Genomic DNA, 16,286 nt, shown 5'->3' with positions numbered 1-16,286 from the left:
TGCTCGCGCAGACGACTGAGGAGATCGACGCTACCATGCTTGCCCGCCCCGAATTCCTCGACGTCGTCCGCCTGACGCCGCTCATCTCGATCGACCTCATCGTCGTCGACGACCAGGGACGGGTGCTGCTCGGACGACGCGTCAACCGCCCCGCACTGGGCGCGTGGTTCGTGCCCGGCGGAAGGATCCACAAGGACGAATCGCTAAGCGGCGCATTCAGCCGGATCGCGCGCGAGGAACTCGGGCTGGAGAATCAGTCGCAGAATGCGGCCTGCTTTCGCGGCGTATTCGAACATCACTACGACGAAAACTTCGCCGGCGCGGCCGATATCTCAACTCACTACATCGTGCTCGGCTATATGCTGGTGCTGCGCGAAACTGCGCGTATCGGTCGCTTCGAACAGCACAGCGACTACGTCTGGATGACGCCGTCGGAACTGCTGGCCTGCAGCGACGTGCATGAGAACACCAAGGCGTATTTCCGCTAAGAAAACTTAGAAGCGCTTAATACACAAGCACACAAGCGCGGCTGCAGGCTTCTCAGCCGCGCATTGTCACACCCGGCTCATTCGGCCATTTCCAGGCTATCTGCCGCGAGTTTTGCATTCAGATAAGCTTCAAAGCCCGCTTTCACCTCGGGATGCCTGAGCGCGAACTCAACCGTCGCCTTCAGATAACCGAGCTTGCTGCCGCAGTCGAAACGCTTGCCGTGGTAGCGGTAGGCGAGCACCTGTTCGTCGGCGAGAAGCGACTGGATCGCATCGGTCAACTGGATCTCGCCGCCGGCGCCCGGCTGCGTCTTGCGCAGATGCCCGAAAATCCCCGGCGTCAGCACATAACGCCCCACGACACCTAGATTCGACGGCGCCCGCGCCGGTTCGGGTTTTTCCACCACGCCCGACATGCGGAACACGCGGTCGTCCCACGCCTTGCCCTCTATCACGCCGTAGGATCGCGTTTCCTGCGGCTCGATCTCTTCCACGCCGATCACCGAACAGTGGTAATGGTCGAAGACGCCGATCATCTGCGTCAGCACGGGTGGGCGGCCGTCGATCAGATCGTCGGCCAGCATCACGGCAAACGGCTCGTCGCCAATCAGCTTCTCAGCGCACAGAACCGCATGGCCGAGGCCGCGCGGCTCCGACTGCCGCACATAAAAGCAATCGACGTGGCTCGGCTTGATGCCGCGCACCAGAGCAAGCAGATCCTGCTTGCCACGGGCCATCAGTTCGGCCTCGATCTCGTATGACTTGTCGAAGTGATCTTCGATCGCGCGCTTGCCGCGCCCCGTGACGAAGATCATTTCGGTAATGCCGGCGGCGATCGCTTCTTCGACCGCATACTGGATCAAGGGCTTGTCGACGATCGGCAGCATCTCTTTGGGGCTGGCCTTGGTGGCGGGCAGAAATCGCGTTCCCAGTCCGCCAACGGGAAAAACCGCTTTATGAACGTTGCGCATTTTCTTCACTCCCCTTTCGTGTCGTTGTTTCCGGTTTCCCGCTATGTGAATCCGAGCCTATTCCGCAGCTGTCGAAATTACCTGCCAACTGTTCGCCGTTTCCCGCCGCCGGTGGCGAAGCCAGCCTATACCGGGTCACGCGTTACTTAAATTAAGTTTCATCAAACGATTGCCCTGTTTCAGCCAACGCGCGCGGCCGCCGATCCATAATTTCCTCAACGTGATACGTATTGAGGAGCCGGACATGCCGATGAGCATCGAGATGATCAACGAGTACGGTGACAATGCAGTACGGGTTGCCGTCGACGACAATTCCGTGCTGCTGGCGGCGAGCGAAGTCGACGCGGTCATCGAGCGCCTGAGCCTGCTGCGCGCCGCGATGCGGCCTGAAGTGCCGAAAGAGCCGTCGCGCACGCACCAGTATGTAATCGAAATGGATCCTTGCTGGCACACGGAGAAACATCCGCTCTATGACGGCGCCGTGCTGTTCATGCGACACACCGGTCTCGGCTGGGCCGGCTTTGCGCTGCCCACGGCAAGCCTCGCCAAACTTAACGACGCCTTGTCGAAGCATCTCAAGCAGCTGGAAGTGGAAGAGGCGCACGCGCTGATGAATTGAAGCGTTGCAACGATTTGTTCCGCTTTGTGCAGCAATGTATTTCAAAGTTCGTCTCCACTGCGCACATGCGACACCCTATACTGACCTTTCCGCATCACTGCGGTCTTTTTCAAGATCTCCTTACAGCGCGGCTTGTCCGCGCTTTTTTTTTGCCTGTCGCTTTTGCAAGGCGACCCGCGCACCGCGCCTCCGACGCGCGCAATGTATCCACGCAGTTCATGAACATTGCACAAAATTAAAAAAGACTTAATCAAGCTGGCAGTGCCATGTTATCTGCGAGCGCCCATGATGCACGCATCGTCCTTTCCTAGTGTACGAACATGAACCAGCTACAAGCGATGCGTGTCTTCACACGCGTAGTCGATCTCGCCAGCTTCAACCTGGCCGCGAGACAACTGGGCATGTCGGCTGCCGCCGTCACGCGCAGTGTCAGTATGCTCGAGGCGCATCTGAACATGCGCCTGCTCAACCGCACGACGCGCAGCCTGTCGCTCACGGAAGTGGGCAAGGAGTATCTGGACGGCTGCCGCACGATCATCGAAAAGCTCGATGAAATGGAATCGAACCTCGTGCAGACCACCCGCGACCCGCGCGGCACCTTGCGCATCGCCACACCCATGACCTTCGCGACCTCAGGGCTCGGCAACCTGCTCGCCTCCTATCGAACGCTGCATCCGCGGGTCGATTTCGACATCACCACCTTCGACACGCATATCGACATGGTGGAAGGCGGCTACGACGTGTGCTTCTCCGACGACCGCCGCCTCGCCAGCTCCACACTGGTGAGCCGCACACTCACGAGCATCGAGGAAGTCACGGTCGCTTCGCCGTCGTATCTGGCTCGCCACGGCACGCCGCGCGACCCGGCCGCACTGAATCGTCATGGCTTGCTGACGGTCTCCGACGGCACCTCGCGGACCTGGGAATTCGCGGATGCCGACGGCGTCTACCGGGTCAACACCGGTAGCGCATTGACGGCGACCAGCAGCGCGATGGTGCGGGTGGCCGCTCTCAACCACATGGGCATCGCGTTGCTGCCGCTGCCGTTCGTCGACGAAGACCTCGCTCACGGCACGCTCGTGCCGGTGCTCGAAGAGTACCAGGTGAATGGCGGTCCCCGTCATGTGTCGATCCTGTACTCCGGCCGCAACTATCTGTCGATGAAGGTGCGCAGCTTTATCGACTTTGCTGTGAGCCAGTATCGCGCACCCGACAAGCAGGTCGCGTTGCGGGTCGTCGCCTGATGGCCCTGAAGAAATACGCTAGCGAACCATGCCGAAGATACTGACGATCGAAGACGATGAACTGATCGCGGACGATATCGTGCGCACGCTCACATCGAGCGGTTTCTCGGTCGACGTGGCTCGCACCGGCCGCGAAGGCATGGCCAAGGTCATGGCAGGCGAATACGACGTCGTCACGCTCGACCGCATGCTGCCGGATCTCGACGGTCTGACGATCGTCGCCACCATGCGCGGTGTGGGCATGGAAACGCCGGTGCTGGTGATGAGCGCGATGTCCGATGTCGATCATCGCATTCAGGGGCTGCGCGCCGGCGGCGACGACTATCTGACCAAGCCGTTCTCGGCCGACGAGATGTTTGCACGCGTGGAAGTACTGCTGCGGCGGCGTCCGCGTAATGCCAAGGCCGAGACCCTGCTGCGTACCGGTGCGCTTGAGCTCGACCTGGTGCGCCGACGCGTCACCCACGGCAAGCGCGAACTCGAACTGCAGCCGACCGAATTCCGCGTCCTCGAATTCATGATGCGTCATGCAGGCCAGGTGCTGACGCGTACGATGATTTTCGAAGCGGTGTGGGGTTGCCGCTTTGATCCGGGCACCAACCTCATCGACGTGCACGTGGGGCGTCTGCGCAAGAAGGTCGACGTGCCGGGCGAGCGTCCACTGATCCGTACCATTCGCGGCTCAGGCTACCTGTTCGGTTGACGCGCAAGCGCGTCGCCTCCCTCTCTCCTCTCATCGAACACAGCGTGCCCCATACGGCGCGCTGTGTGTCTTTGCGCGTGATCGCGCTGCCGCACGGCTAACGCATCGTCACCGTACTGTGAATTTCGTCATGCCTGGCAACTAAAACTTGTTTCATTTTTTTAGTCGCAGGGTGTTAGGGCCTGCTCTACAGAATACCGACATCGGGCAATCCACCAGTGGGATTTGCCCTAACCGACTGACGCCGCCGAGTCATCGCGCCATTCTGAACGGAGCAGCTTTCGATGTTAAAAATAGTCCGGCTAGCGCTAACGCGGCCTTACACGTTCATCGTGCTTGCGCTGCTGATCGTCCTGATCGGCCCGCTGTCCGCGTTGCGCACGCCAACCGATATCTTCCCCGACATCCGTATTCCGGTGATCAGCGTGGTGTGGAACTACGCGGGCCTGCAACCGGACGACATGGCCGGACGCATCGTCACGTATTACGAGCGCACGCTCGGCACCACGGTCAACGATGTTCAGCACATCGAATCGCAATCGTTTCGCGGCTACGGCATCGTCAAGATTTTCTTCCAGCCGAACGTCGATATTCGCACGGCCACAGCACAGGTCACCTCGGTTTCGCAGACCGTGCTGAAGCAGATGCCGCCTGGCACGACGCCGCCGCAGATCCTCAACTACAACGCCTCGACCGTGCCGGTTCTGCAACTGGCGCTCACCAGCAACACGCTCGACGAACAGAAGCTCGCCGACTACGCGACCAACTTCATCCGTCCGCAACTGCTGAGCGTGCCCGGCGTGGCGATTCCGACCGCCTATGGTGGCAAGACCCGCGAAGTACAGATCGACCTCGACCCCCAAGCGCTGCAGGCGAAGAAACTCTCCGCGCAGGATGTCGCCGACGCATTGGCCCAGCAGAACCAGATTATCCCGGCGGGCACCGAGAAGATCGGTAGCTTCGAATACAACATCAAGCTGAACAACAGCCCGCTGTCGCTGCAGGAACTGAACAACCTGCCGATCAAGACCGTGGACGGCGCAACCATCTATATTCGCGACGTCGCCCACGTGCGGGACGGCTATCCCCCGCAGACCAACATCGTGCGCGTGGACGGACACCGCGCGGTGCTGATGAGTATCCTGAAGAACGGCTCGGCCTCCACGCTCGACATCATCGCGGGTGTCAAGGCGCAACTGCCGCGCATCGAGGAGACGCTGCCGCCCGGGCTCAAGCTCGTTACGATGGGCGATCAATCCACCTTCGTGAAGGGCGCCGTGAGCGGTGTGGCGCGCGAAGGCATCATCGCCGCGGCGCTGACGTCGCTGATGATTCTGCTGTTCCTCGGCAGCTGGCGCTCGACGCTGATCATCGCGGCGTCGATTCCTCTCGCCGTGCTGGCAGCGATTGCCGGCCTCTCGGCGATGGGCGAAACGCTCAACGTGATGACGCTAGGCGGTCTTGCGCTTGCGGTCGGGATTCTGGTGGACGACGCCACCGTCACGATCGAAAACATCAACTGGCACCTCGAGCAAGGCAAGGATGTCAGAAGTGCGATCATGGATGGCGCCGCGCAGATCGTCGGGCCGGCGTTCGTCTCGTTGCTGTGTATCTGTATCGTGTTCGTGCCGATGCTGCTGCTGAACGGCATCGCCCGCTTCCTGTTCGTGCCGATGGCCGAAGCGGTGATCTTTGCGATGGTGGCGTCGTTTGCGCTGTCGCGCACCTTCGTGCCGATGCTCGCGCAGTATCTGCTGAAGCCGCATGCGTCGGGCGGTCACGCCTCCGGCGAACTGGCGGCGGCGATGGAACCGCACGGCGGCCACCACCACCCACCCGCTTCTCGCAATCCGCTGGTGCGCTTTCAGCGGGGCTTCGAGCATCGCTTCGAACGCGTGCGCGCGGTGTATCGCATCGTGCTTGGCCTCGCGCTGACCAACCGCAAGCGCTTCGTGGTTGGCTTTCTGATCGTGGTCGGCGCGTCGTTCCTGCTTGCGCCATGGCTGGGGCGCAATTTCTTTCCCGACATCGATTCGGGCGAAATCTCGCTTCATGTCCGCGCGCCGGTCGGCACGCGCATCGAAGATACCGCCGCCGAGTTCGATCACATCGAGAACGCCGTGCGCAGTGTAGTGCCGCCCAATCAACTCGGCAGCATCATCGACAACGTCGGGCTGCCGAACAGCGGCATCAACCTGACTTACAACAATAGCGGCACCACGGGGCCGAACGACGGCGACATCATGATTTCGCTGAACGAAAATCATGCACCGACCGCCGGCTATGTGAAAACACTGCGCAAGATCCTGCCGCGGGAATTCCCCGGCACGACCTTCTCGTTTCTGCCGGCCGATATCGTCAGCCAGATTCTGAACTTCGGCTCACCGGCGCCGATCGACCTGCAGGTAGCCGGCCCGAACCAGGATGCCAACCATCGCTACGCCAACGAAGTGATGCGTCGCATGCGCCTGATTCCGGGCATTGCCGATACGCGCATCCAGCAGGCGTCCACTTACCCGCAGTTCACCGTGGCGGTCGACCGGTCGCGCGCGGACGAACTGGGCATCACCGAGCAGGACGTGACCAATTCCGTGGTAGCGAGCCTCTCTGGCACGAGCCAGGTGTCGCCCACCTACTGGCTGAATCCGCATAACGGTGTGTCATATCCAATCGTCGCACAGACGCCGCAATACCGCATGGAGTCGCTCTCGGCGCTGAACAATTTGCCAATCACAGGCAAGAACGGCCAGTCGCAGATTCTGGGTGGCATTGCTACGATCGAGCGCGGCGTCGGCGATGCGGTCGTCTCGCACTACAACATCGAGCCGCTCTACGACGTATTTGCAACCACCCAGGGGCGCGATCTGGGCGCAGTCGCAACGGACATCCAGCACATCCTGCATGCCACGGCGAAAGACGTGCCGAAGGGCTCGACGGTCACCTTGCGCGGCCAGGTCGAGACGATGAACAGCGCTTTCCTCGGACTCTCGCTTGGCCTCGTCGGCGCGATCGCGTTGATCTACATGCTGATTGTCGTCAACTTCCATTCGTGGTCCGATGCATTTGTCATCGTCACCGCGTTGCCTGCTGCGCTCGCCGGGATCGTCTGGATGCTGTTCACCACGCATACGCCGCTCTCGGTGCCGGCGTTGACCGGCGCCATTCTCTGCATGGGCGTGGCCACGGCCAACAGCATTCTGGTGGTGAGCTTCGCACGCGAACGCCTCACCGTCACGGGCAACGCGCTGGTCGCAGCAATGGAAGCCGGCTTCACACGCTTTCGCCCAGTGCTGATGACCGCGCTCGCGATGATCATCGGCATGGCGCCGATGGCGCTCGGTCTTGGCGACGGCGGCGAACAGAACGCGCCGCTTGGACGCGCGGTGATCGGCGGTCTGATCTGCGCAACCTTCGCCACGTTGCTGTTCGTCCCGGTTGTGTTCAGCCTGGTGCACCGTCGCGATGCGGCGAAGCACCCTCCTGTCAAAGAAAAAAATCATCCTACTTCCGAAACCGGAGCCCTCCATGTCCACTGAGATCGAGATCAATTCGCCCAAGCGGCTACGTCATCTGAAGCTGGTTGGCATCGTCGTGCTGCTCGCTGCTGCGGGGATCGTGACAACCGGCATCTTTACCCGCGTGCACGCCAAACAGGAAATGACCGCGTGGTCTGCCGCGCAGGCCATTCCGACCGTCGCCGCGCATACGCCGGGTCAACAGGGCGCAACGCAATCCCTGGTTCTGCCAGGTCATCTGTCCGCCTTCGTCGACGCACCCATCTACGCACGGGTGCCGGGCTATCTGCACGCGTGGTACGCGGATATCGGCACGCATGTGAAGGCCGGACAACTGCTCGGCCTGATCGATACGCCCGATCTCGACCAGCAATTGCTGCAGGCCAAAGCCGACTTGCAGGACGCGCAGGCGAACGAAAAGCTCGCGGCATCCACCGCCAAACGCTGGACCGAAATGCTCAAACAGGATTCCGTCTCGCAGCAGGACACCGATGAGAAGACCGGCGACCTGGCTGCCAAGCAGGCGATCGTGGCAAGCGCCCAGGCGAATGTGAACCGTCTCGAAGCACTTGAATCGTTCAAGCGGATCACCGCGCCGTTCGATGGCGTCGTCACCGCGCGCAAGACCGATATCGGCGACCTGATCAACGCAGGCGGCGGTGACGGTCATGAACTGTTTACGGTTTCCGACGCGCGTCAGTTGCGGGTGTATGTCAGCGTGCCGCAAAGCGACGCTGCAGCCATCAAGCCGGGCATGACGGCAACGCTGACCATGCCTGAGCGTCCCGGGATGACATTCGAAGCGAAGCTGCTCGACACCGACGATTCGATCACACAGTCTTCGGGCACATTGCTCGTGCAACTCGAGGTAGATAACCAGAACGGCCTGCTGATTCCAGGCGAATACACCGAAGTCCACTTCGCAATGCCCACCGACCCTCATGCGCTGCTCGTTCCAGCCAGCGCGTTGATCTTCCGGCAAAGCGGCTTGCAGGTGGCGGTGGTCGGCAAGGGCGATCACGCGATACTCAAGCCCGTCACCATCGCCACGGATCTCGGCACCCAGGTCGAAATCGGCTCGGGCCTCGAGGCCAGCGACCGCGTGATCGACAACCCGCCCGACTCGATCGCCACAGGTGACGCGGTGCGAATCGCGGCGGCGCACGCCGCCAACCCATCTTCCACGTCGCTCGCCGACCATGGCGACGCGGAGCGCGCCCATGGCTAGGCTCAAGTTAAAGCGCAGCCTGTGCGTGGCGCTGGCCGTCAGCGCACTGTTTAGCGGCTGCTCGTTCGCACCGGTCTATCAGGTGCCGCCCACGGCCATTCCGACGGCCTTCAAGGAAAGCGGTGCCTGGCAACTGGCCAAACCCGCCGATCAGGTGCCGCGCGATGGCTGGTGGCAGGTATATCGCGACCCGGTGCTCGACAAGCTCGAAGTGCAGGTGGCGGCGGCCAATCCGAACGTCGCTGCTGCAGTGGCGCGCCATGACGAAGCCGTCGACTATCTGGCGCAGGCGCGCTCGGGCCTGTTCCCGACCATCGGCGCGCAGGCCAATGTCTCGAGCAACCGGCAATCGGAGAACCGGCCGTTGCGCGGCTCCGGCGAACCTTCGGTGTATGGCTCGAACACGGTCGACGTCGGCATCAACTACGACCTCGATCTGTGGGGCAAGGTGCGCAACGAAGTAGCCGCAGGCCAGGCGGCCGCCCAGGCTAGCGACGCGGATCTCGCCTCCGTGCGTCTGAGCTTGCAGGCGAGTCTTGCGGACGCCTACTTCAATCTGCGCGGACTCGACGAGCAGCAACAACTGCTGGCGGACACGATTACCACCTATGAACGCGCCTTGCAGCTCACGATGAGCCGTCACGCCGGCGGCATTGCTTCGGACCTCGATGTATCGCGCGCGCAGACGCAACTCGCTTCGGCGCGTGCCGCTGCCGAGGACGTCAAGGCTCAACGCGCACTGTACGAACACGCCATTGCATCGCTGACCGGTGTGCCGGCGTCGTCGTTCTCGCTCACAGCATCGACCGGCCTCGCCTATCTGCCGTCCATTCCAACCGGCCTGCCCTCGGCGCTGCTGCAGCGGCGTCCCGATATCGCCGCTGCCGAGCGGCGCGTGGCTGAGGCGAACGCAAAGATCGGCATCGCCAAGGCGGCGTTCTTCCCGGACGTTTCGCTGGGACTCGACGGTGGCTTCCAGAGCGACACGCTTTCGCCGTGGATCATGGCGCCCAACGAAATCTGGTCGATCGGTCCGAGTCTCGTGATGACCCTGTTCGACGGCGGCCGCCGCGAAGCCATGACACAGGAAGCGCGTGCAAAGCTGGCGGAAAACGGCGCGAAATACAAGGCAGCGGTGCTGCTCGCGTTCCAGCAGGTCGAAGACAATCTGGCCCAGCTGCATCATCTTGGCGATGAGGCGACGCAGCAGGACGAAGCGCTCACCGACGCGCAACGCACCTTGAATCTCTCGATGTCGCGCTATCGCGATGGAACGGTCAGCTATCTGGATGTGGTGACCGCGCAGACCACTGAACTGAATACGCAGATCCTCGCGTTGAACGTGAATACGCGGCGCTTACTGGCTTCGGTGGGACTGATCGAGGCGCTGGGCGGCGGATGGTCGGCGGATCAGACGGCGGTGGCAGCCGCGCCTGCTACGCCGGTTCAGGCAAAGGCGCTATCCGCTGCACGTGGATAAATTTCTTTTCACGTTTAGATCGTCGAACCGCTATCCCCCGGCGACTATCCTTCTAATCAACCGGGCAGCGAATTCTTTACTTCGCTTTTAACTTCGCGCCGCGGTCAGGCAACCCGATATAGACCGACCACTAATTCGTAAGGACAACCAACATGAAATACCTGATGATCGCTATCGCTTTTGTGGGCGCCACGGCTACCGCTTCCGCTTTCGCGCAAACCAGTGCATCGACCACGCAGCAACCGGCCGCTTCGGCACAACTGGCACAGAACTCGAACTCCACCGTCGAGCAGGCCGGCCAATGGGTTCCGCCGTATGGCGAGGAACAGGCCCCCAAGACGCGTGCGCAGGTCTACCAGGAACTGGTGCATGCCGAACAGGATGGCCAGATGCAGTATCTCAACTCGACGATCTACGAACACTAAGGCTAGCGGAATAGACGCCGCTGCGCGCGCTGTCCATACCGCTTCACGCCGGATCAGAGCCATGAAAGCCCGTACCGTACTCAAGCGCGCCGTAATTTACGCGCTCGCCGCCGCCGGACTGCTGCTATCCGGCTGCGCGGCGCCCGGCCCCGACACCGCCAACGGCTGTGTCGGACCGCCCGGCTTCTGCACACCGTATTTCGGTTCATGAGCGTCAGCATGAACGACACGAGCGCGCTCCCCATACGGGTTAGCGCGTTCGTTTCATTGCGGCTTCGTCTTAAGATTTGAGGCGTATCACCCTGAGGAAAGGGGTGGGCGGCGTCCCTCAGTGCGATCCAGTACTGATCTGGTAGCCGTAACGGCTGACGGTCTCGATGTGCACTTCCGGCAGATATTGTGCGAGCTTGCGCCGCAAACGCGAGACCACCAGATTGACGCTCGACGGGTCGACATCGTCCTTCTCGGGCCACGCATAGCGAATCAGTTGCTCGCGCGGGACCGGCGCGTTGAACTGGCGCATCAGGCATTCGATCAGCAGATACTCGCGCCGCGTCACCACCAGCCGCCGTTCGCCGTCGACCAGTTCATGCGTCAGCGGATCCAGTGAGAGCGTGGCGCTCGCCTCACCGGGAGCGGTCGCCATCGCCGGCGGCAAATCGTGTGCAGCGCGCGAGGCCGCCGTGCGCCGCAACGCCTGCAGACGCTCGTGCAGTTCGATGAAGGAGTACGGTTGCCCGAAACAGGCGTCGGCGCCCGCACGCAGCACCCGGCTGCGGTCCTGGGCGTTCGAGTGGCCAAGCACGGCGATGATCGCCGCGCCCGCACCGGCCGTGACGAATTGCGGCAGCGTCTCCAGCAGGCTTGCATAGGACGAGGCGTCGAGGGCCATCACAACAATCGCGTCGAACGGCTCCTGCGTGGTCAGAAACGCGCCGTCGCGCACGTCCTCGGCGCGTTGCAGACTGTGTGCGCTCTCCTGCAGCGCTTTATAGAGCCAGGCGGATTCGGGATGGGACGCGGCGACGAACAGGATACGCATTCAACCTCCCGTGCAGAAGGGAAAGAGAGCGGGAAGGCTCACGCGAGCGTCCTCGACCAGCATTCGATGCTCACCCACGCGCCAGGCTCCGCATTACCGATGCGGATCGTAAAGTCATGCACACGCATCACGGCAGAGACGATCGAAAGCCCCAGACCCGAGCCCGCCAGATGGCGAGTACCCTCGCCGCGATAAAAGCGTTGCAGCACCGCGTCGCGCTCATCGAGCGGAATGCCAGGCCCGTTGTCGACGATCTCGACCAGCGGCCCTGCGGGCGTTTGGCGCAACGACATGCGCACCACGCCGCCGGCCGGTGTGAACTTGAAGGCATTGTCGAGCAGATTGCTGAACGCTTCGAACAGCAGCGCACGATCGCCGTGGATCGGCTCGACGGCTTCGGATTCGACAACAAACTGCAGCGAGCGAAGCTCCGCCAGCGGTTCGTACAGTTCGCCGACTTCCTCGATGAGCGCCTGCAGTTCCACGGTCGCAAAACCGCCGCGCCGCTGCAGCGTGCCGATCTCCGAAATGCGCAGCATGGCGCGGAAACGGTCGAGCAACGCGTCGGTCTCGTCACGGGCACGCGCGACCAGCGCCGACACGGCAACGTCATCGAGGATATCCGAGCGTTCCGCGATGTGCCCGAGCAACGTCCGCACGTGTGCGAGCGGCGTGCGCAGATCATGGGCGATACCGTCGCACGCGCCCTTGACCTCGTTCATGAGGCGCTCCACTTCCTCGAGCATGTGATTGACGAGGTGCCCAAGCATGTCGATCTCATCGCGCCCGCCGATCGGCAAACGCTGACCGAGATCGCCCTGGGCGATGCGCAGCGTGACGCGGCGAATCGCCTTCAGGCGGCGCATTTGCCGCACGCTCAGCGCAAGGCCGCCCACCACGCCGGCAACGAGACACAACAGCCCGCCGCCGATCAGCGCGTTGATGATGGTCTGGCGAATCCGCAGGATATGGGTGAGGTCGCGCGCCAGCACGAGGGTCTCGCCGTCGCGACGGCGTTCGGCCATTGCGCGAACCACGGGCGAGGGCTCCCCGCTCAAGGTCTGCAGGCTGTTGCGGGCGAGTGTCACGCCGCCCCGGTCAGGTGCCAGTCCCGGCGGCAGCGCAAGCACGTCACCCGCGACATAGTGGCCGTCAGGCGAAAACAGACCGTAGTAATTGGCATGCATGCGCTCGTGCTCGAGCCGGCGATGGATCGCATCGGCCAGCGCGCTATGCGGCATCGAATCGAAGTAGATGAGCTGCCACTGCATCACGACGTCGGTCTCGTGCTCCATGTCGCCGGTGACCGCGGCGCCGATGAAGCCCAGCAGCGACATGACGGAAATGGAGAAGATCACGGCGTACACCGCGATCAGACGAAACGTCGTGGAATGCCAACGGCGCCCCAGTGCGGATTGCGCGGGGAAAGAGTTGTCCGTCAAGGTTATCTGCTCACGCGAGGATGTAGCCCGAGCCCCGCACGGTCTGGATCATCTGTTTCACGCCGGGAGGATCGATCTTCTTGCGCAGACGTCCCATGTGCACGTCGATCAGGTTAGTGCCCGGGTCGAAGTGGTAACCCCACACCGCTTCGAACAGCATGGTGCGGGTAATGGTCTGGCCGGCGTGGCGCATCATGAATTCGAGCACGCGGTATTCGGTCGGCAGCAGCACGATCTCCTCGCCATCGCGCTGGACCTTGCGCGAGATCAGATCGAGTTCGAGCGGGCCGACGCGTAGCGTAGTTTCGAACTGCGTGGCCGGCGTTTGACTGCGGCGCAGCAGGACTTCGAGGCGCGCGGTCATTTCTTCGGGGTCGAACGGCTTGGTCAGATAGTCGTCGCCACCCGCGCGCAGACCACGCACGCGTTCGTCCACGTCGCCGAGCGCGCTCAGCATCAGAACCGGCGTCTGGATACCGATGCTGCGCATGGTGGTGAGGATGGTCAGGCCGTCGACGCCCGGCAGCATGCGGTCGAGCGTGATGACGTCGTATTCGTCGCTGACGGCGCGCGCCATGCCATCACGGCCGTTCGCCACCCAGTCCACGGTGAAGCCGCGGCTTTTTAGCTCGCCGACTATTTCGTTGGCGGTGATCTCGTCATCTTCGATTGTCAGCACTCGCGACATGATGATTTCACGCGCGACAGCGAACTCAGCCGACCTGAGCGGCGTGCGCGACCGGTTATCAGTAGAAGTACATGATGCCATATTCGGCTTGCAGGTTTGAGTTCGGAAGCGGACGGCGCGCCGGGCGCCGCAACGTGGACAACAGATGGCCACAGGCTACGCGCGAGGCCGTAACGCTCACATATCGGTTTCATTAAAAAATATTTAAACAAGGAAAAGGCGCCCAGAACTCACGGGGATCCGCGCGCAGCGCACGCTTTGACGCCCTCCCCGGCGGCGGCGCAAAGATGAACGATCTTTCATCGTTAAGAGGGCGAAACGGTATGGGCCCTCCACTAGCCTGTTTGCATCCGGTAGCCACTTTTTCCTGGCTGCCTTTGTACGAAGTACTCCACCAAGGGATGCAAACATGAAACTCGCGACACGCACCGTTTTGATGGCCCTGTTGCTCGCCGGCAGCGCTTCTGCAATGGCCGCTCCCGGTCTCACGCCAAAGCAATGCAACAGTTATCCGTTCACGAAGCTCAAGGGCGAAGTCACGCACAAGCAGTTGATGCGCGAACTCGGCGAACTGGAGGCCATGGGCTACAACCCCGCCACGGACGAAAACGTCTACCCTGCCGACCTCGAGGCGGCCGAAGCGAAGCTGCAGGCCGAATACCGCGCCGACTGCATGCCGCCCGCTTCAGCGACCGATGCGCACCCTGATAACACCGCGGCACCGGCAACGACCGGCGCAGTGAACCCGGCGAGCTGACCGTGCATCGGGCAAGCGCTCACGTGCCTTTGAAATCCGCCGCACAGACCGTCGAAACCAGGCGTCTAGGCGAATACCCTGCAAGCGCGCTTCTCGCGCTTGCAGTCCTCATCCCGCTCTCATCATTTGCAGGCGCCGCCCTTGTCACGCGCGAACTTCGCGGACATTGCACGATGCGCGTGGCTATCCATTTCGCACACCCCGCGGTACGTTTTTTTCCCGTGCAGCCAACCGGCGACCTGCTTTAGAATCGTGTCGCGTAGCGCAAGGCGTTGACGCTGTTTTTTATCGCGTCGTAAATCAGTATTAACGTCAGCCTTCACAAGCTTACAAAAGCATTTGGCATAACGTTGAAGTTAAACGACTTTTTCGCCCCAACCATTCACTCTTGTAAGCTGGCCGGCGAAATGCGCTCCACATGATTAGAGCGCATCCTCTAAACACAGTATGCCCCCATCAAAAAAAGTTTGACGCGAGATTTTGAACTGATATCGTTCCGTCGCAGGAATTACAGCCGCAGCTAATGACGGTCTGTGAAATACGTGTGACGTTCGAGCATCTTTTCGTCCGTCACGGCCTGCGCCAAAGCGAAGGGGATGTATCAAATACCGTCTATTAGTACTTCTACGCAGATAGATTACTGGCTGTTTCCGCTCATCCCCGCGGACCGCTCAGAATCTGTCCGACGCGGGCATGCGCCTTGCACACAGACGGCCTATAGCCGTTGCAACCCGGGATCTGAACCCAAGGCGCAAGCCTTTAGGCTCGAGTCGAGTGCTACGGCCCGCCCATCTGGAGTCCAAAAAGAATGTTGCGCGCCCTCGTTAGGGCTGAAGGAAACAATGTTTCGACGTAGCAAGAACGCTGCAGTCACGGAAATGGGCGGTTCACGCCGGGAGGAACGAAGGTGGTTATGAAAGTTGAAGGGCAGTTTCCGGCGGGCACGACCGCAGTTCACAGAACTGGGCGCCCGCGCGAATTCGGGAAAAAGCAGCAGAACCCCGTGCGCCGCTTTGGCGGTATTGCCGCCGTTCTTCTCCTCCATATAGTGCTGATCTATGCACTGCTCAATGGCCTCGCCACCAAGGTGGTGCAGGTCATTCAACATCCGATTGAAACCAAGATCATCGAGCCGGTGAAGCCGCCGCCTCCGCCGCCGTTGCCGACCGTGCAGTTGCCGCCGCCGAAGTTCGCGCCGCCGCCGCCGCCGTTCGTGCCGCCGCCGGAAGTCAACGTGCCGACTCCGCCGCAGCCCACCATTACGCACCAGGCCGCTCCGGTCGTGGCGCAGCCGGCACCGCCGCCTGCCCCGCCCGCTCCGCCGGCCCCGTCGAAGCCGGTGAGCGCCCAGGTCGACGTGGCGTGCCCGAACTCCGACCAGATCCGCTCAACCGTGGTGTATCCGAAGGAAGCTCAGGAAAACAACGTCACGGGTGACGTACTCATCGAATTCGTAGTCGATCCGCAGGGCCATATTACGGATGAGCATGTCGCGAAATCGTCGGATGACTCTTCCCTCGATCGCGCGGCGTTCAATGCGGTAAAGAAGTTTAGTTGCGTTTCCCAAGGCCAACCTGTCCGTGTCCAGGTTCCGTTCTCGTTCAACCTGAACTGAACTGAACCCACGAACCGAGCGGTACCGGTAGCGATTTATTAGTCACGTTGTACAAGTTCAACGCATGAA

Annotated in this window: 15 protein-coding genes; 11 read left to right on the top strand and 4 right to left on the bottom strand. The window is 61.7% G+C overall.

Features of this window, described 5'->3' with window-relative positions:
- Positions 1–35 precede the first annotated feature (35 nt).
- A complete protein-coding gene (locus P3T20_RS18245; RefSeq protein WP_074265101.1) occupies positions 36–488 on the top strand; it encodes a GDP-mannose mannosyl hydrolase in 453 nt (150 codons plus the stop codon).
- A gap of 77 nt (positions 489–565) precedes the next feature.
- On the opposite strand, the gene galU is transcribed toward P3T20_RS18245, so the two are convergent.
- A complete protein-coding gene (gene galU / locus P3T20_RS18240) occupies positions 566–1,459 on the bottom strand; it encodes a UTP--glucose-1-phosphate uridylyltransferase GalU (RefSeq protein WP_074265102.1) in 894 nt (297 codons plus the stop codon).
- 250 nt (positions 1,460–1,709) lie between these two features.
- On the opposite strand from galU, the gene P3T20_RS18235 reads away from it, so the two are divergent.
- The 8 genes from P3T20_RS18235 to P3T20_RS18200 all read left to right on the top strand — a co-directional run bounded on the left by P3T20_RS18235 (position 1,710) and on the right by P3T20_RS18200 (position 10,884).
- Positions 1,710–2,078 carry a hypothetical protein gene (locus tag P3T20_RS18235; RefSeq protein ID WP_174567531.1) on the top strand — a complete coding sequence of 123 codons (369 nt, stop codon included), beginning with the start codon at positions 1,710–1,712 and terminating at the stop codon, positions 2,076–2,078.
- A 320-nt stretch (positions 2,079–2,398) separates the two neighbouring features.
- On the top strand, positions 2,399–3,322 hold the full coding sequence (locus P3T20_RS18230) for a LysR family transcriptional regulator (RefSeq protein ID WP_074265104.1): 924 nt from the start codon (positions 2,399–2,401) through the stop codon (positions 3,320–3,322).
- A 28-nt stretch (positions 3,323–3,350) separates the two neighbouring features.
- Positions 3,351–4,025, top strand: a complete 675-nt coding sequence (locus P3T20_RS18225; RefSeq protein WP_074265105.1) for a response regulator transcription factor — start codon at positions 3,351–3,353, stop codon at positions 4,023–4,025.
- 284 nt (positions 4,026–4,309) lie between these two features.
- The gene (locus tag P3T20_RS18220) at positions 4,310–7,561 is read left to right on the top strand and encodes an efflux RND transporter permease subunit (RefSeq protein WP_429287512.1); all 3,252 of its coding nucleotides are present in this window, start codon (positions 4,310–4,312) and stop codon (positions 7,559–7,561) included.
- Positions 7,551–8,768 carry an efflux RND transporter periplasmic adaptor subunit gene (locus tag P3T20_RS18215; RefSeq protein ID WP_074265107.1) on the top strand — a complete coding sequence of 406 codons (1,218 nt, stop codon included), beginning with the start codon at positions 7,551–7,553 and terminating at the stop codon, positions 8,766–8,768. The genes P3T20_RS18220 and P3T20_RS18215 overlap by 11 nt, the downstream gene beginning before the upstream one ends.
- Entirely contained in the window at positions 8,761–10,248 is a 1,488-nt protein-coding gene (locus P3T20_RS18210; RefSeq protein WP_074265108.1) for an efflux transporter outer membrane subunit, read from the top strand. Before P3T20_RS18215 ends, P3T20_RS18210 begins: the two co-directional genes overlap by 8 nt.
- 152 nt (positions 10,249–10,400) lie before the next feature.
- On the top strand, positions 10,401–10,673 hold the full coding sequence (locus P3T20_RS18205) for a DUF4148 domain-containing protein (protein WP_074265109.1): 273 nt from the start codon (positions 10,401–10,403) through the stop codon (positions 10,671–10,673).
- A 61-nt stretch (positions 10,674–10,734) separates the two neighbouring features.
- The gene (locus tag P3T20_RS18200; RefSeq protein ID WP_167379391.1) at positions 10,735–10,884 is read left to right on the top strand and encodes a hypothetical protein; all 150 of its coding nucleotides are present in this window, start codon (positions 10,735–10,737) and stop codon (positions 10,882–10,884) included.
- A 117-nt stretch (positions 10,885–11,001) separates the two neighbouring features.
- Here P3T20_RS18200 and P3T20_RS18195 read toward each other — a convergent pair whose 3' ends face one another.
- Genes P3T20_RS18195 through P3T20_RS18185 form a run of 3 tightly spaced genes read right to left on the bottom strand, consistent with a single transcriptional unit; the run spans position 11,002 to position 13,845 of the window.
- Positions 11,002–11,715, bottom strand: coding sequence for a winged helix-turn-helix transcriptional regulator (locus P3T20_RS18195; protein WP_074265110.1), 714 nt, complete (start codon positions 11,713–11,715; stop codon positions 11,002–11,004).
- A 38-nt stretch (positions 11,716–11,753) separates the two neighbouring features.
- Positions 11,754–13,157 carry a sensor histidine kinase gene (locus P3T20_RS18190; protein WP_074265111.1) on the bottom strand — a complete coding sequence of 468 codons (1,404 nt, stop codon included), beginning with the start codon at positions 13,155–13,157 and terminating at the stop codon, positions 11,754–11,756.
- 10 nt (positions 13,158–13,167) lie between these two features.
- Positions 13,168–13,845 carry a response regulator transcription factor gene (locus tag P3T20_RS18185; protein WP_074265112.1) on the bottom strand — a complete coding sequence of 226 codons (678 nt, stop codon included), beginning with the start codon at positions 13,843–13,845 and terminating at the stop codon, positions 13,168–13,170.
- Between the two features lie 409 nt (positions 13,846–14,254).
- Between P3T20_RS18185 and P3T20_RS18180 the strand changes: the two genes are divergently transcribed.
- Positions 14,255–14,602 carry a DUF4148 domain-containing protein gene (locus tag P3T20_RS18180; protein WP_074265113.1) on the top strand — a complete coding sequence of 116 codons (348 nt, stop codon included), beginning with the start codon at positions 14,255–14,257 and terminating at the stop codon, positions 14,600–14,602.
- 913 nt (positions 14,603–15,515) lie between these two features.
- A complete protein-coding gene (locus tag P3T20_RS18175) occupies positions 15,516–16,217 on the top strand; it encodes an energy transducer TonB (RefSeq protein WP_074265114.1) in 702 nt (233 codons plus the stop codon).
- Positions 16,218–16,286: the final 69 nt, after the last annotated feature.

Origin of the sequence: Paraburkholderia sp. GAS206C, assembly GCF_050435645.1 — a bacterium.
Classification (GTDB): Bacteria; Pseudomonadota; Gammaproteobacteria; order Burkholderiales; family Burkholderiaceae; genus Paraburkholderia; species Paraburkholderia phenazinium_B.
This window is presented reverse-complemented; position numbering and strand designations above follow the sequence as displayed.

Bases quoted from the DNA above. Each gene is read 5' to 3' on its own strand.
- P3T20_RS18205 (WP_074265109.1), top strand. From the start codon at position 10,401: ATGAAATACCTGATGATCGCTATCGCTTTTGTGGGCGCCACGGCTACC.
- P3T20_RS18200 (WP_167379391.1), top strand. From the start codon at position 10,735: ATGAAAGCCCGTACCGTACTCAAGCGCGCCGTAATTTACGCGCTCGCC.
- P3T20_RS18230 (WP_074265104.1), top strand. From the start codon at position 2,399: ATGAACCAGCTACAAGCGATGCGTGTCTTCACACGCGTAGTCGATCTC.
- P3T20_RS18175 (WP_074265114.1), top strand. From the start codon at position 15,516: ATGAAAGTTGAAGGGCAGTTTCCGGCGGGCACGACCGCAGTTCACAGA.
- P3T20_RS18245 (WP_074265101.1), top strand. From the start codon at position 36: ATGCTTGCCCGCCCCGAATTCCTCGACGTCGTCCGCCTGACGCCGCTC.
- P3T20_RS18195 (WP_074265110.1), bottom strand. From the start codon at position 11,715: ATGCGTATCCTGTTCGTCGCCGCGTCCCATCCCGAATCCGCCTGGCTC.
- galU (WP_074265102.1), bottom strand. From the start codon at position 1,459: ATGCGCAACGTTCATAAAGCGGTTTTTCCCGTTGGCGGACTGGGAACG.
- P3T20_RS18235 (WP_174567531.1), top strand. From the start codon at position 1,710: ATGAGCATCGAGATGATCAACGAGTACGGTGACAATGCAGTACGGGTT.
- P3T20_RS18225 (WP_074265105.1), top strand. From the start codon at position 3,351: ATGCCGAAGATACTGACGATCGAAGACGATGAACTGATCGCGGACGAT.
- P3T20_RS18180 (WP_074265113.1), top strand. From the start codon at position 14,255: ATGAAACTCGCGACACGCACCGTTTTGATGGCCCTGTTGCTCGCCGGC.
- P3T20_RS18220 (WP_429287512.1), top strand. From the start codon at position 4,310: ATGTTAAAAATAGTCCGGCTAGCGCTAACGCGGCCTTACACGTTCATC.
- P3T20_RS18210 (WP_074265108.1), top strand. From the start codon at position 8,761: ATGGCTAGGCTCAAGTTAAAGCGCAGCCTGTGCGTGGCGCTGGCCGTC.
- P3T20_RS18215 (WP_074265107.1), top strand. From the start codon at position 7,551: ATGTCCACTGAGATCGAGATCAATTCGCCCAAGCGGCTACGTCATCTG.
- P3T20_RS18185 (WP_074265112.1), bottom strand. From the start codon at position 13,845: ATGTCGCGAGTGCTGACAATCGAAGATGACGAGATCACCGCCAACGAA.